This window comes from Sediminibacterium sp., assembly GCF_051861365.1.
Classification (GTDB): Bacteria; Bacteroidota; Bacteroidia; order Chitinophagales; family Chitinophagaceae; genus Sediminibacterium.
Map to the genome: position 1 here is coordinate 1 of NZ_JBHYCW010000046.1, position 14,069 is coordinate 14,069.

Consider the following 14,069-nt stretch of genomic DNA (forward strand, 5'->3'; position numbering starts at 1 on the left):
AGGATGACCGGTTTTGTATTGTCCTATTCCCCAAAGGGTATCAAGAACCTTTCAATGGGTATGGCGTATGCTTCTTACCGATATGCTGATACTACTTTACGATCTTCTTCATTGGGTTCTTTGTTTTTCCGTTACGCAATGCCCAAAGATCATGCAGAGATATATGCAGAATATGGTCGCAGTGATAAGATGATGAGTCCTTTTGCCATGTTCCAAGATTCTGTACCTTATGGCTATACGGTAGGATTTAGGAAAATGGTGCCCACCAAAAGAAAAGGGGATTTTATCAGCATATCCGCAGAGATCTCTCATTTGGGATTACCCAAAGCAAAACTGATCTTGGATCGAAATAATCCTTTTGGTCCGCCCAATGCCAATTCCTATAGCTGGTATACCAGTGCCAGCATACGTCATGGGTATACTCATTTTGGACAAGTGATGGGCGCAGCTATCGGACCGGGCAGTAATAGTCAGACATTGAATATAGCCTGGGTATCGGGTCATAATCAACTAGGCATGCAATTACAACGTGTAATGCGGAATACTGACTTTTATTATTATAACTATTTTAATGGTACAACAGGCTCAGGAACATCTTCCGGTGAGACCCGGGCATTTTGGGTAGATATCTCTGCCAGCCTATTCGCACAATGGCAATTCAAACAACTGATGATTGCCGGGTCTATTGATCATCTCAGTTCTATCAATTATAAATGGTTAAAACTGGATGGAGATTTCGGAAGTCCATCCACACTTTCTGATAAAAAGAATTTTCAGATTCGGTTATCGATGAGGTATGATATTGCGTGGTGAAGAAGCTGCGAGCTACGAGCTGTGAGCTGTGAGCTTTTTCGCCTGCGGCGAGACTAGCACCTAAAACCTAGTACCCTGCACCTGATAACCCGATAACCCGATCACCCATGACCCTTTTTCTCCTCCGTGCTTATGGCGATTTTTTGATTGCGGTGAATGTGGCTTCTAGAAGCACAAATAGGGAGTCTATTTTTTTGATCGCATCTAAACATTTGGAACCATTGTATGAAGTGATAGCACCTGAACTTCCTGGGGCTATTCAGATTCGCTTTGTGGATTTTTCGTTGGATAAACAATTGATGCGTTGTTTTACGAATCGATTTCTTTTGCATCCACATACCCTTACGGAATTATATTCCTTACGTCGATTGATACGAAAGGGTTTCGCCTCAGGCGAGATGAGTGGGGAGTTGTATTTGGAACAACAAAAAAGAATATTTTTTCCGCGTTTTTTTTGTGGGATGCATTTTCGTCCGGTCGTAACGCGTGGGAAAGTTTATGAAGCGTATGCACGCTTTTTTTCTGTCCCGATGCATCAATTGGAAACATTTGAACGAGGTCAGCAGGAGATACAAAATATATTGATCGTTCCTGATTCCAGACAACCCATCAAAGTAATTCGAAGCGAAATAATTCAACAGCTACAAGATCATTATGCTCGTTCTGCTCAATTGGTTACGGTGGCTTATTTCAAACAAATACCCAATGGTGCAAATGGTCATGTGGTTGTGTATGAAAATTTTCATGAGTTGATTCAATTGATCAAAGCAACGGATCTGCTGATTGGTGGTGATAGTTTACCCGTGCATCTAGCCCAATTATTGGGAATACCGCATCATATATTGTATCCGGGTACTAAATCCACTGATTTTTTTACACCTTATGCTTTACAACATCGAACCTATCATTGCTTTGAGGATTTACGATCAGGAACAAACTTTTTAATAAATGGGCATTAAGATTCAAGGATATATTGTGGGTTCTATTCGGGAAACGGATCGGGTGGAAAATATCCGGCAATTGAGATCGCAATTACCCTTGCTTGAATTGGAAGAAGCTATTTATCCGGCTTACACCCATGTACCCTTTAAGAAGCAATTATTGGATTTGTCTTATGCCAGAACAGGTCATCGATTGCGGGAAGGAGAATTGGGTTGTTTGTTGAGTCACCGACAGGTATGGCGTAAGATCGTTAACAGTGATGCAAATGCAAATACTTTATTTTTAGTGCTTGAATCGGATAGTTACATTCAGGATCTCAACGTTCTCGAAAATAATTATCAGGATATGTCTGGTCGGTATGATCTTTTTTTTTGGGGTGCGTGGGAGGGACATATGCAATTATTTCGAAGTACACGCAGGGCATTGAATAGCAGATATGATGTGGGTACGCCTTTTATTAAAACGGTATATTGTACCTACGGATATTCATTGAACAAAAAGGCGGCAGCTTATCTTTTAAAGCAAACCGGAAAGATTACTCACCCGGTGGATCAGTTCAAATATTTTATAACAGACGAAACAATTAGTATAGGAGGTGTAATGCCGGAATTGATCAGTACGAATGGGAAAAAGACAAGTTATATCCGTTCACCTAGGAATCAATTCAAGGAACGTATTTTTTTGAGTTTACTTGATTTGAGAAATCGTATTTACTGTTATTTTAAATAATAGCATGTTGTGCTATTTATATCATCAAAATAGGATTAGGTATTTTAGCCTCTAGATATCGTAACTAAAGGCTTTTCCTTCGGTTACTTTTTTCACCTTGTCTGCCGGTAGGCAGGTCTTGATATACCTAAAGGCGGACAAGCAGAAAAAAAAGCGCCCTTCGTCGCATTTCCCGACTTGCAGTCGTGATGCTCCTCAGGGTGACAGTGGATTGAGAAATAAAGAGCGAAGAGAATTGGCAAAGCCAATTCTCTTCGCTAGTTCACCCCCCAGTTATGCTGTCATTCTGAGGAGCATTAATAACCAAAGGTTATTATCTGCGACGAAGAAGTTGTTGTTAGATGATAGAAGTTTTGTAGGAGGCGAGTCTTCGGTTACTTTTTTCACCTTGTCTGCCGGTAGGCAGGTCTTGATATGCACCAAAGGCGGACAAGCAGAAAAAAAAGCGCCCTTCGTCGCATTTCCCGACTTGCAGTCGTGATGCTCCTTAGGGTGACAGTGGATTGAGAAATAAAGAGCGAAGCTGTGCTTCAGCAATTGGATATTTCCAATCATCATGTATGTTTTTTAAGGGTTTCAAGAAGCGATTTTATAGCGTATGAAATTTTTGGGTATTCAATTTTCCAGACAATATTTGGTGAATTTGGTCACTACCTTTTTATCGCAAGCTTGTAGTGCCGGATTGATCATCCTGTTGATTCCTGTTTTAAACGAAAGGTTCAGCATAGAGGAGTTTAGTAATTATGGGGTTTTACTGAATATCATCTTGTTTACTTCTGCATTTGACCTAGGGTTGAATCTAGGATTGATGCGTCGATTGATTCAAGAGCCATTGCGCGCATCTGTATTGGTCAGTTCTTCTTTCTTTTTTTATCTCCTGCTCTTTTTGATTGCTTTTCCGGTTTTTCTATGGTTGTATCATTCGAAACTATTGGTAAATGGTGCACATTTTTTTGCTTATGCTTTACTTACTTCTTTACTGGTATTACAAACAGTGGTAGCCGCATTATTTGATGTAATACTGCATTCTGCTAATAAAATATTTATTTGTAAGCTAATCAGGATTGGGAAAACAACGCTTGAATTTATCGTATTGTATTACTGTAGCACAGAAGGTTCTGCTGTTTTATTATTGTTGGCAAGTAGTGTGGTTAATGTACTGTATATCGGTACTTTATTTTTCTTCTCTAAGAAAGAAGCAGATTTTGTAATTTCTATTCACCAGTTTAGTTGGGTTGCATTGGTAGATCATATTCGTTACAGTTTCTGGTATTTTTTAAATGCTATTAGTGTAGTGATTGTATTTAATTCTCAGATCATATTACTCAATCATCTAATTACTAAAGCAGAAGTAGCCAATTATTTTCTGGTGACACGTTTTTTAGATGTAGTTCGTATGGGAGCTACTAATTTTACCATTATTTTATTTCCAACATTGGCTCAGCAGGAGGTAAGGGGTGAATGGAAGCAATTGAGAGCTACTTATTTTAAAGTATTGAAAAGCGTGTTCTTTTTATGTGTTGGGATATTACTGTTTTTGTTGACTGCAGGAAAAATGGTATTTACATATTGGAGTGGACAAAGCGGAGAAGAGATTGAACAACTGTTCACGCTGTTTTCTGTTTTTACCTTACTCATTGTACTGGATAATGTATCTGCTGTTTTTCTACATGCTTTTCGTTTGAATAAAGGGCAAACCATTCTTTCTATTGGACAGGGTTTGATGGGGTTACTGATTGGATATTTTCTCCTCCCTTCATATGGTATTGTGGGGATGACTATTGGCTCCATTATCGCTTTACTGACGACAAACTTTATTTATAATCCTACGTACTTGATTTGGCAATTCAAAAAGAAGATAGCAACAAAACACGAATTGCCAATCTGATATTTCCATTTTTTCTGAAACAGATGGTGGCTTCTTCTTCTTTTATCTCCCTCCTTGCAATTATTTTCCCGGGATGGTTTTGTAGACCATTTGTTCTTTTTTGATTCCTTTTTTATACTGTCGTAAAATATCTGCCATTTCTTTTTTGGGATGTCTCGGGAAACGGGAATAGTCTGCGCCAATGGGTTTTGTATGGTGCATCACGATATGGTCTATGATGGCAATACTATTTTTAGGATACCCTAATAAATACGGCCATAGATAATCATATCCCCAACCGGAATAGTTGGTTTTGAAACTGTCTTTTAGTTTTAGTAAGGTATCCAGATCCATCAATGGGGCCAATACTTCCACAAAGTTGGTATAGCGCAGAAAGGAGCCTGGCTTGGGTTCGGTGAGTGGGTGTGATACATAGCCTTTCATAGCCGGCTGACAAAGTTGTAACTGATAATCTGCAGCAAGTATAAATAGCTCATTAATTTTTGCAGTGGATATAGACACATCATTGTCTGGCATCCAAATGTATTGATAAGACTGTAAGGTGTTAGCATGATTTGTTATCCAGTCGGATAGTAAATGGTATTTCATGCCGATGGCTCTGTGAAAGTAAACAGACTCCTGTGCATAGGCTGATGCTATTGCATCATTACGACCATAATAGATCAAACAGAGATCGAAATTTGCTTGTCCGGAAATCCACTCCGTATGTAGAGACTCATCTCCAACCGTACTAATAATCAGGTTCTTCATGTTGTAAGATTGCGTATAAAGTTCAGGGCTGATTCAATTACCTGGTGCATATCGTAATATTTGTATTCTGCCAGTCGTCCTCCAAAACTTACTTTCGGTTCTTGATCTGCTAATGCTTTGTATTTAGCATAGATGGTATTGTTAGGTGTATCATTCACCGGATAAAACGGTTCGCTTTCGGATGCTTTGTACGGAACAGGATATTCATAACTGATCCAGGTATGTGGAAGATCAACAGGGTCGAAATGTTTGTGTTCAATGATGCGTGTATAAGCTGTTTCCACATCTGTAAAATTCATCATCGCTACACCTTGGTAATTGGGTACTTGCGCTTTGAATTCATGGGTAAATGTTTGTGTTTTATATTCCAGTTCCCCAAAGCGATAATCATAAAATTTATCGATCGGTCCGGTATAAATCACCCGATCGTGGGTAGGTAATTCATCTTTGAAATAATCTGTATTCAAACGCAGTTCAATACCCTTTAGTAATTGGGAGAAAATTTGCGTATATCCGCCGATCGGAATACCCTGGTATGTATCGTTGAAATAATTGTTATCATACGTAAACCTAACAGGAAGTCTTTTGATGATGCTGGCCGGTAGTTCGGCAGGGTCTTTTCCCCATTGTTTTTGCGTATATCCTTTGATCAATTTCCGATACACATCTGTACCCACCAATTTGATGGCCTGCTCTTCGAGATTTTGAGGTTCCTGTGTAATATGGGCAGACTGTGTTTCAATGATGGCTTTTGCTTCTTGGGGTGTTGTGATGTTCCATAATTTGGCAAAGGTCCACATATTGAATGGGAGAGAAAAGATCTCACCCTTATAATTGGCAACAGGACGTAAGGTAAACTGATTGAAGGCGACGAATTGATTGATCCATTGCCATACTTCGGGATTGGAAGTATGAAAGATATGTGGTCCATACATGTGCAGATGGATGCCGTTTCTTTCTTCGGTATAGCAATTGCCACCAATATGGTTTCTGGAGTCAATCACACATACGCGTTTACCTCTTTTGGTTAATTCATGTGCACAGATGCTGCCAAAAAAACCGGCTCCAACAATCAGGTAATCAAAAGAAGGTTGCGTCATCTGCGATTTATTATGGCACTTTGGTAGAGGCAGACATGAATTCAGTGGATCATGTCCTTCAGACTCATGGCAAATATAGTTTTTGTGCCTTAAAATTGCTTTATTTGCTCTACAAGTCATGAAATGAATGAGTGTATTTAAACGGATCTACTTTAATTTTTTTGTTTTTGTGTATCTGTTGTATGCGCTATTCAACAAAGGAATTGCATACTCCTATCTGAGTGAGGTATTGATTGTAGTGGGATTGTTAATGGTATTATGGGATCTGCGATCTTATGAATTTGTCTGGGACAAAAGAATGGCATTACTAACGCTGTTCATGTTGATGGCAACCTTATATATTGGCAGGGGCATATTGGAAGGTTATGGTATTGTAGATGTAGTCCGTGATTCTGTAGTGTTTAATTATATCATTTTTGCCTTTATTGTCTATTACTTTAAAGATGCATTGCCCTATTTGAAACAAAGACTAATAACGATTTACAAGTGGTATCCGTTATGTATGTGTTGTTTTTTTCTGCTGTCTTCTTACTCCACTTTTTTCCGTGAGCTGATCATTTTTGGGGATCAGCGTATTTTTTTATACAAGTTTGGTGATATGGGGGTCCATTTATTCATTGCCAGTATTTTTTTACTGAATGGATATATTAACATGCCAAAACGCTTTTTAATACTACAATGGATACTGATTGCTTACCTGTTCTTGATTGTATCGTCTTATAGCAGATCTGGGATGATATCTTTTATTATACCCATGGGGGTGTTTTTCTTGCTGACAAAAAATCGTGCATTAAAACAACAAATGATCAAGCTCATCAAGTATGCACCACTGATTGTGATACTTGCCATGCCTTTATATTTATCTACTAACTTGGAAGAAAATTTTCAGGGTAGATCACTGAGTATTCAGCAGCTAAAAGAAAATGCAGTAAGTATCTTTTCATCCGGTGAGGAAGGAACTACTTTGAGTGATAATAAAGTATGGAGATTGGTTTGGTGGGCGAGGATTGTAGACTATACTTTTTTGGGAGAGTATTTTCTATGGGGCAGGGGTTTGGGGATGAGTTTGGCGTCAACTGATGATGTAGATTATGACCCTACCGAAGGCAATCTTCGATCGCCACACAGTTTTCACATGACAGTATTGGCTCGATTTGGAGTGCCCATTTTTTTTCTATGGTTATACTGGATGTATTTGCATCTGAGAAATATTCGTAGACCGGATCTGGATCCATTTATGCTGGTATTGTTATCCATCAGTTTCTCTTTTTTGATCAATGCATCTTTTGATGTGTTCTTGGAAGGACCGATGGGTGCTATGCCATTCTGGATATTTGTTGGATTGGTGTATGCGGAGGAATCATTTGGGAATGCATCCGCAAGAGAAGTTGCCGGTTCTGTTGCGTTCAATAAAAATTAATACATGCAGATCGATCCATTACTCATCAATCACTTGCATTTTCAATGACAACATACCAATCGTATTGCGGATTTAAAAGTATCGAATCAGAACAAAGCCTTTTATTTGTAGCACGTATATAGAAAGAAACATCCTATGATTGCTGTTTTGAACGTTCCCATTTATGATCAGGATATACCATCAGTTGTTGCTGAAATGGTCACCGATATACGAACAGGAACTTCAAAAGGTAAAAACAGGTGTGTGAGTGCTACGGGCGCTCATGGATTGATTGAAGCGCAGAAAGACCCGGATTTTCATGCACTATTGCAGCAATTTCATACGAATTTACCGGATGGAATGCCGGTGGTATGGGTAGGTAGGTTAAAAGGAGCCAAAAGAATGCGTCGCTGTTATGGTCCTGATTTTTTTGAAGCTTTGATGAAAGCCACTGCCCATGAACCTATTCGTCATTTTTTTTGTGGCGGGAAGGAAGGTGTTGCAGATGAACTAAAAAAAGCAGTTGGTCGTAAATTCATGAATTATGGGGTGTCGGGGGTGTTCTGTCCGCCCTTCAGGGACATGAGTACTGCCGAAATGGAAGCATTGGGGCAACAGATTCAAGCATCAGGGGCTCATATTGTGTGGATCGGTATCAGTACCCCCAAACAGGAGAGATTTGCGAGAAAACTGAGTGAGTATGTGCAAACGGATTATATCATCACTGTAGGTGCTGCTTTCGATTTTCATACCGGACGGGTCAAGCAAGCGCCTAAATGGATGCAAAACATGGGTTTAGAGTGGTTTTTCCGGGTATTAATGGAGCCGAAACGATTGTATAAACGATATTTGGAAATAGTTCCTAAGTTTATCTGGCTGAATATCAAAGAATTTTTGGATTTTTACATTTCTAAAAAACGGTATATATGAGTATGAAGAAAGTGCTGGTATGTGGGGCCGGGGGGTTTATTGGAGGACATTTGGTTCGTAAACTGAAGCAGGAAGGAGCTTGGGTGAGAGGGGTAGACATTAAGGAACATGAATTCAGCAGTTCTCAGGCTGATGAATTTATATTAGGTGATTTAACGGAACAGAGTGTGGTTCGTTCCGTATTAGATATGCGCTTTGATGAAATTTATCAGTTGGCAGCTGATATGGGTGGTGCCGGTTATATTTTTACGGGAGAGAATGACGCCAATGTAATGCACAATTCTGCCAGTATTAACTTGAACATTTTACAACAGGCATTAAAGACAGGGTCTAAAAAGATTTTCTATTCTTCTTCGGCTTGTATCTATCCATCCTATAATCAAACCGATCCTGATAATCCAAAATGTTCGGAAGACTCGGCCTATCCCGCCGATCCTGATAGTGATTATGGCTGGGAGAAATTATTCAGTGAGCGTTTGTACCTCGCTTTTGGTCGTAACCATGGTATGAATGTTAAGATTGCCCGCTTCCACAATATTTTTGGTCCGGAAGGTACTTGGACGGGTGGAAAAGAAAAAGCACCGGCAGCCATTTGCAGAAAAGTAGCCGAAGCTCCTGATGGAGGTTCTATTGAAGTGTGGGGAGATGGTAAACAGACCCGCTCTTTCTTATATATCGATGAATGTTTGGAGGGGGTATCAAGACTTATGGCTTCAGATTTGACGGGTCCGTTCAATATTGGGTCTGAAGAAATGGTGACACTGAACCAATTGGCAGAAATGGTGATTGGTATTTCGGAAAAGAGTATAGATATTAAAAATATTCCGGTACCTCATACAGGTGTTCGGGGGCGTAATTCTGATAATAGGCTGATAGCAGAAAAGTTGAAATGGAGTCCTTCAAAAACTTTGGAAGAGGGGTTGGTAAAAACCTATCAATGGATTGCGGAACAAGTGAGTGAGCAAGTGCCTCAAACAAATAAGGTGGCGGTAGTCGGATAATATTTTTGTATTGGTTATTTATCTATAAGATTATTATCTGATGCCTTTGCTACTGCAAAGTTTTTAATAATTACTGTTGCATGCCATTTAAACAGTCAGCTGTCGGATATTTTCCTAATCTTGATGTTCTTCGATTTTTTTTGGCTGTTTTTGTTGTGTTGTTTCACGTGCCCGAGATATCCAAGAATGCAGGGTTGCCGTTCTATAATGACCTTCCTTTTTTTCAACGAGGTGCGGAAGCTGTATACTGGTTTTTTGTATTGAGTGGTTTTTTGCTTTCATTGTTAGCCTCAAAAGAAATAGACGGTGGTAGGTTTAATATTCTTCGTTTTTTTATGCGTAGGGTGCTCCGAATATGGCCTTTGTATTTTTTGGTATCGGTATTTGGACTTCTTTTTTATTATTTTCTTTTACCACTCTTATCTATTCCCTTTGAGAACCAAGCTGATCTTGGAACAGCGATCTTACTTCAATTATGTTTTTTATCGAACCTGCTACATGCATGGTACGATCCGGGGGGTATTCTCACCATCACCTGGTCAGTAAGTGTTGAAGAACAGTTTTATGTATTCTTCCCATTATTGGTTTATTTCGTTTATGGCATTTTATGGCTAAAAAGAACAGTCATTATTTTGCTATTAATAATAATAGTGTATTTGTACAATTTTTTTCCTTCTATTGCTCTTGTGTTAGAAGAACTGGGGTTATATATCGAATTATTTTTGATCGGGATCATTGCTGCTGAATTATTTCATATAGTTGTAAAGTGGAGAGATGGTTTCAAAAATGGTTTGCTGTTTATCGGGTTGCTATTGTTTGGTTTGCTATTTTTCACAGATTGGTTATTGATACCTGATCAATTTTTTTTGTGGAGATTGGTCAATGGTGCTGCGGCTTCCATTATGATATTGGCTTTAGCCACCGTATCAAAATCATGCAAAATACAATGGCTGGTTCTTGGCGGTAAAATATCTTATGGTATTTATATGTATCATATGATTATCATCACAGGACTTGTCTTTGTTTTCCAGCAACTGCCCTTTCGAACATCGGTAATCATATTGTGTTTGAATTTTCTGAGCATACTCTGCACTTATCTATTGGCATGGGGTTCATTTCGGTTTTTCGAGGCTAGGTTTTTAAAGATGAAGAAATACTAGCTGCCAGCAATATTTTTATTGCATGCAGGATATACCTGAATTCGTTTATTGACCTTTTCTTTGCTTCTGATTATCTTTACCTATAATATGAAATCAAATGAGTTTGTTTAAAAAAAGTTGCTCGTTCTTATTACTATTTATATTTCTTCAATTGATAGCAGTAGCACAACCTGCCTATGAGCGTCATACCCATGAAGTATATAATTACCTGTATCGTCTTGCCCAAAAAGGTATTGTTACATTCAATGATAATGTGAGGCCTTTGAGTAAGTCGTATATTCATGCTGTATTGGATTCTGTTGCCCTAAAAGAGGCAATGTTGAGTGAGGTGGAGAAGAAAGAACTGAGTTTTTATTTGCGTGAATTCAAAGAAGGTGAACGTAAGCGAATTTTATCAGCCAAAGGAGATGGTTTCAGCTTGTATGCGGATCCTATTTTTATGGGATCTTATTTCAGTAGTAAAGGCAAAGATGTGAAGTCGTACAGCAGGGGTATTAACGTTTGGGGACGGATAGGAAAAAATCTGGGATATCAGTTCGCTTTTCATGATACCAATGAAAGTGGAGCCGGACTTGATACCTCCAAAAAATCATTGTTTGCAGGTAATAGCACCGGTATTGTAAACCTGAGTCCCTTTGCAAAGAACAAAGCGAGTTATACAGAAGTAAGGGCCAACTTGAGGTATGAATTTAAAAATGGTGCGGTGAGTGTGGGTCAGGATTATCTCTTATGGGGTTATGGCGAAGGGGGACGTTTGATACTTTCTGATAAGGCACCTGTATATCCCTATATTCGACTGGATTATCAACCCCTACCTTGGCTGAGTTTTAATTATACGCATGCTTTCTTGCGCTCGAATATTATCGACTCTTCTGATTCTTATCCCATTCCCGGCGGTATGGGTTTTCGACCTGTAGAGATTTCCAAATACATGGCTTCTCATAGTTTCGATATCAGGTTGAAAAAAGGATTGATTTTATCGATTGGAGAATCGATGATCTACAATGATAAATTGAACATCGGCTATCTGATACCTATCATGTTTTTTAAAGCATTCGATAACAATAATAATACAGGAGCTATTGAAAAGGGGTCTAATGGACAGTTCTTTTTGCAACTGAGTTCACGCAATCAAATCAAAAACACGCATTTGTATGGAACGCTTTTTATCGATGAAGTAAAGCTCTCGGGATTATTTGACAAAGTAAAACAGCGTAATCAGCTTGGGTACACGATTGGAGGCTCACTAACAGATGTTGCCGGTATCAACTACTTTACCATTGGCGGTGAGTATACACGTGTTCGTCCATTTGTGTACAGAAACTTGTTAGCAGCACAAGACTATCTGCATCAAGGATATTTAATGGGTGATTGGATAGGTAGTAATGCAGATCGTGTGATACTGTATTCGAAATTTACACCATTGCCTCGTTTAAAACTTTATGCTCGGTATACTCATCTTCGCAAAGGAGGAGCAGGTACATTAGTTCAGCAGTATACGCAACAACCGCAGCCTCCGTTTCTCTTCGATTTTCAACAACGATCCGATGAATTCTTATTCAATGCATCCTACGAATACATTTATCGTCTTTACCTCAATATGCAAGTACGCAGATTTGATCAGCAGAATATTGTGAGTGTGGGATTGAAGTATGGGTTGTGAGCGAGTTGATGGTCGATAGTCCATGGTCCATGGACCATGGTCGAAGAAGGGTATGACTATGGACTATCGACCCTGGACTATGGACACTCTCTTAATAAGCATTTTCATCTCCCTTGATCATGTTCACGATGGTTTGGAAGATGATCTGACAGTCGAGCCAAAAGCTCCAGTTTTCAATATACCAAAGATCATAATTCACACGCTTATGCATGTCTTCGGGTAAGGATGTTTCACCACGACTACCATTGACCTGTGCCCATCCCGTGATACCGGGTTTTACCAAGTGTCGAAGCATGTAGTTGGGTATAATATCTTTTGACTCTAAGGATAAGGGAATGGGATGTGGTCTGGGACCTACTATCGACATACTTCCTGATAATACATTGATGAATTGGGGTAGTTCATCTAAGCTGGTTTTTCTTAAAAACCTACCTACGCTGGTCACACGCTTATCATTTCTTTTTGCCTGCTCAAAATTGTTCTCATCTTCCTCTTTCTTTCTCATGTACATGGTTCTGAACTTGTAGCAGATGATTTTCTTATTATTCAATCCCCAGCGCTCTTGTTTGAATAAAATGGGTCCACGGGAATTGAGTTTGATGGCAATGGCTATAATGGGTGCCAGCCAACTATAGATCAATACCAAAAAGACCAATGAAAAAATAATATCAAAAAGTCTTTTGAAAAACTTGTTCTCAGCTTCATCGAGTGGGAAATAACGCAATCCTACTACCGGGAAACCGGCATAGTTGGTTACTTTTAAAGAAGGTAGACCATGTCTGCCAAAATCTTGTATCAGGTTTACCCGTTTGGTATTTTTTTCACAAACCTCAATCACATAATCGATCTTTTCTGTCTCATCATTGGGAAGTGCGAGAAACACTTCGTCTATATTATTAAACTTCAGTAAATCTGGTAGTTGTTGAATACTACCTAAGTATTTTCCGTTGAAGGAATGATGTTCTACATCATCAATCACCCCTACCAGATTGTATTTTAGGCTGTTGTTCAAGATACCTGTTCTGTAGAAATTAGCCGCTAATGCACCTGCACCTACGATGAGAATATTTTTTTCGTATTTGTATTGCTTCCGAATAAAAGCAACGGTGACCCTAAAAAAATATTTTTGAAATGGGATCGTTGCGAAAATGAGAATATGATAATAAAATATCAAGGATCGGTAAATGTAGAAGTCCTGATAAAATAGAAAGAGCAAAAATATTAGTAGCAACAAATGAGTGGCAAGATGCCGAAGAAAAACGGTCATTTCCTGTGAGAAAGAAAAAATAGTGATCTCGCCATACAGTAAAAAGATCCGTGCAACTACATACCATATCAATAAACTACTGCCAAAGATGACTACCAAAGGAGGCCATACGATATGAAGTATTTTACCGGTATCAAAATAAGAAGCTGCTGCAAAACAAACGAGTAGCAGCATAAAATCCAGTAGAATCCTAACGACGTAATTAATTTGATTGCCTTTGAACATCTCCTGATGGATTTGATTGCAATATAAAGCCAATTAATTATATCAAGAGACAAGAAAGAAGGGACAGGAGACAAGGAAGGAATAGGGAAGAAGAAGGCTTCAAGCTGTAAGCTGCAAGCTACAAGTTGTCCGTATATAAAAAAGGTTGACCAAAAAAGGAGGTCAACGTTATGAAAAAGGGCAAGAAAATCGCACCGAAAAG

General features: G+C 38.9%; 13 protein-coding genes. 9 read left to right on the top strand and 4 right to left on the bottom strand.

Annotation, left to right across the window (positions count from 1 at the left end; all coding sequences use genetic code 11):
• The 3 genes from ACTIEV_RS14740 to ACTIEV_RS14750 form a co-directional block, all read left to right on the top strand.
• On the top strand, positions 1–813 hold an 813-nt coding region (locus ACTIEV_RS14740), incomplete at its 5' end, for a hypothetical protein (protein WP_439516732.1).
• A 107-nt stretch (positions 814–920) separates the two neighbouring features.
• Entirely contained in the window at positions 921–1,772 is an 852-nt protein-coding gene (locus tag ACTIEV_RS14745; protein WP_439516733.1) for a hypothetical protein, read from the top strand.
• The gene (locus ACTIEV_RS14750) at positions 1,762–2,484 is read left to right on the top strand and encodes a glycosyltransferase family 25 protein (protein WP_439516734.1); all 723 of its coding nucleotides are present in this window, start codon (positions 1,762–1,764) and stop codon (positions 2,482–2,484) included. The genes ACTIEV_RS14745 and ACTIEV_RS14750 overlap by 11 nt, the downstream gene beginning before the upstream one ends.
• A 273-nt stretch (positions 2,485–2,757) precedes the next feature.
• Here the strand turns inward: ACTIEV_RS14750 and ACTIEV_RS14755 are convergent, their stop codons facing one another.
• Positions 2,758–3,042, bottom strand: a complete 285-nt coding sequence (locus ACTIEV_RS14755) for a hypothetical protein (RefSeq protein WP_439516735.1) — start codon at positions 3,040–3,042, stop codon at positions 2,758–2,760.
• 40 nt (positions 3,043–3,082) lie between these two features.
• Between ACTIEV_RS14755 and ACTIEV_RS14760 the strand changes: the two genes are divergently transcribed.
• Complete coding sequence (locus ACTIEV_RS14760; protein ID WP_439516736.1) at positions 3,083–4,372, top strand: lipopolysaccharide biosynthesis protein; 1,290 nt, start codon at positions 3,083–3,085, stop codon at positions 4,370–4,372.
• Positions 4,373–4,432: 60 nt separating this feature from the next.
• On the opposite strand, the gene ACTIEV_RS14765 is transcribed toward ACTIEV_RS14760, so the two are convergent.
• Complete coding sequence (locus tag ACTIEV_RS14765) at positions 4,433–5,122, bottom strand: hypothetical protein (RefSeq protein WP_439516737.1); 690 nt, start codon at positions 5,120–5,122, stop codon at positions 4,433–4,435.
• Positions 5,119–6,222 carry a UDP-galactopyranose mutase gene (gene glf, locus ACTIEV_RS14770; RefSeq protein ID WP_439516738.1) on the bottom strand — a complete coding sequence of 368 codons (1,104 nt, stop codon included), beginning with the start codon at positions 6,220–6,222 and terminating at the stop codon, positions 5,119–5,121. Before glf ends, ACTIEV_RS14765 begins: the two co-directional genes overlap by 4 nt.
• Positions 6,223–6,349: 127 nt before the next feature.
• On the opposite strand from glf, the gene ACTIEV_RS14775 reads away from it, so the two are divergent.
• From ACTIEV_RS14775 to ACTIEV_RS14795, 5 genes are all read left to right on the top strand, one after another.
• A complete protein-coding gene (locus tag ACTIEV_RS14775; protein WP_439516739.1) occupies positions 6,350–7,642 on the top strand; it encodes an O-antigen ligase family protein in 1,293 nt (430 codons plus the stop codon).
• Positions 7,643–7,777: 135 nt separating this feature from the next.
• A complete protein-coding gene (locus tag ACTIEV_RS14780; RefSeq protein WP_439516740.1) occupies positions 7,778–8,551 on the top strand; it encodes a WecB/TagA/CpsF family glycosyltransferase in 774 nt (257 codons plus the stop codon).
• Positions 8,548–9,552: an NAD-dependent epimerase/dehydratase family protein gene (locus tag ACTIEV_RS14785; RefSeq protein ID WP_439516741.1), complete on the top strand. Its 1,005-nt coding sequence runs from the start codon at positions 8,548–8,550 to the stop codon at positions 9,550–9,552. The genes ACTIEV_RS14780 and ACTIEV_RS14785 overlap by 4 nt, the downstream gene beginning before the upstream one ends.
• 80 nt (positions 9,553–9,632) lie before the next feature.
• Positions 9,633–10,712 carry an acyltransferase family protein gene (locus tag ACTIEV_RS14790; RefSeq protein ID WP_439516742.1) on the top strand — a complete coding sequence of 360 codons (1,080 nt, stop codon included), beginning with the start codon at positions 9,633–9,635 and terminating at the stop codon, positions 10,710–10,712.
• A 97-nt stretch (positions 10,713–10,809) separates the two neighbouring features.
• Positions 10,810–12,375, top strand: coding sequence for a hypothetical protein (locus ACTIEV_RS14795; RefSeq protein WP_439516743.1), 1,566 nt, complete (start codon positions 10,810–10,812; stop codon positions 12,373–12,375).
• A 91-nt stretch (positions 12,376–12,466) separates the two neighbouring features.
• Here ACTIEV_RS14795 and ACTIEV_RS14800 read toward each other — a convergent pair whose 3' ends face one another.
• On the bottom strand, positions 12,467–13,816 hold the full coding sequence (locus ACTIEV_RS14800) for an undecaprenyl-phosphate glucose phosphotransferase (protein ID WP_439516744.1): 1,350 nt from the start codon (positions 13,814–13,816) through the stop codon (positions 12,467–12,469).
• Between the last annotated feature and the right edge of the window lie 253 nt (positions 13,817–14,069).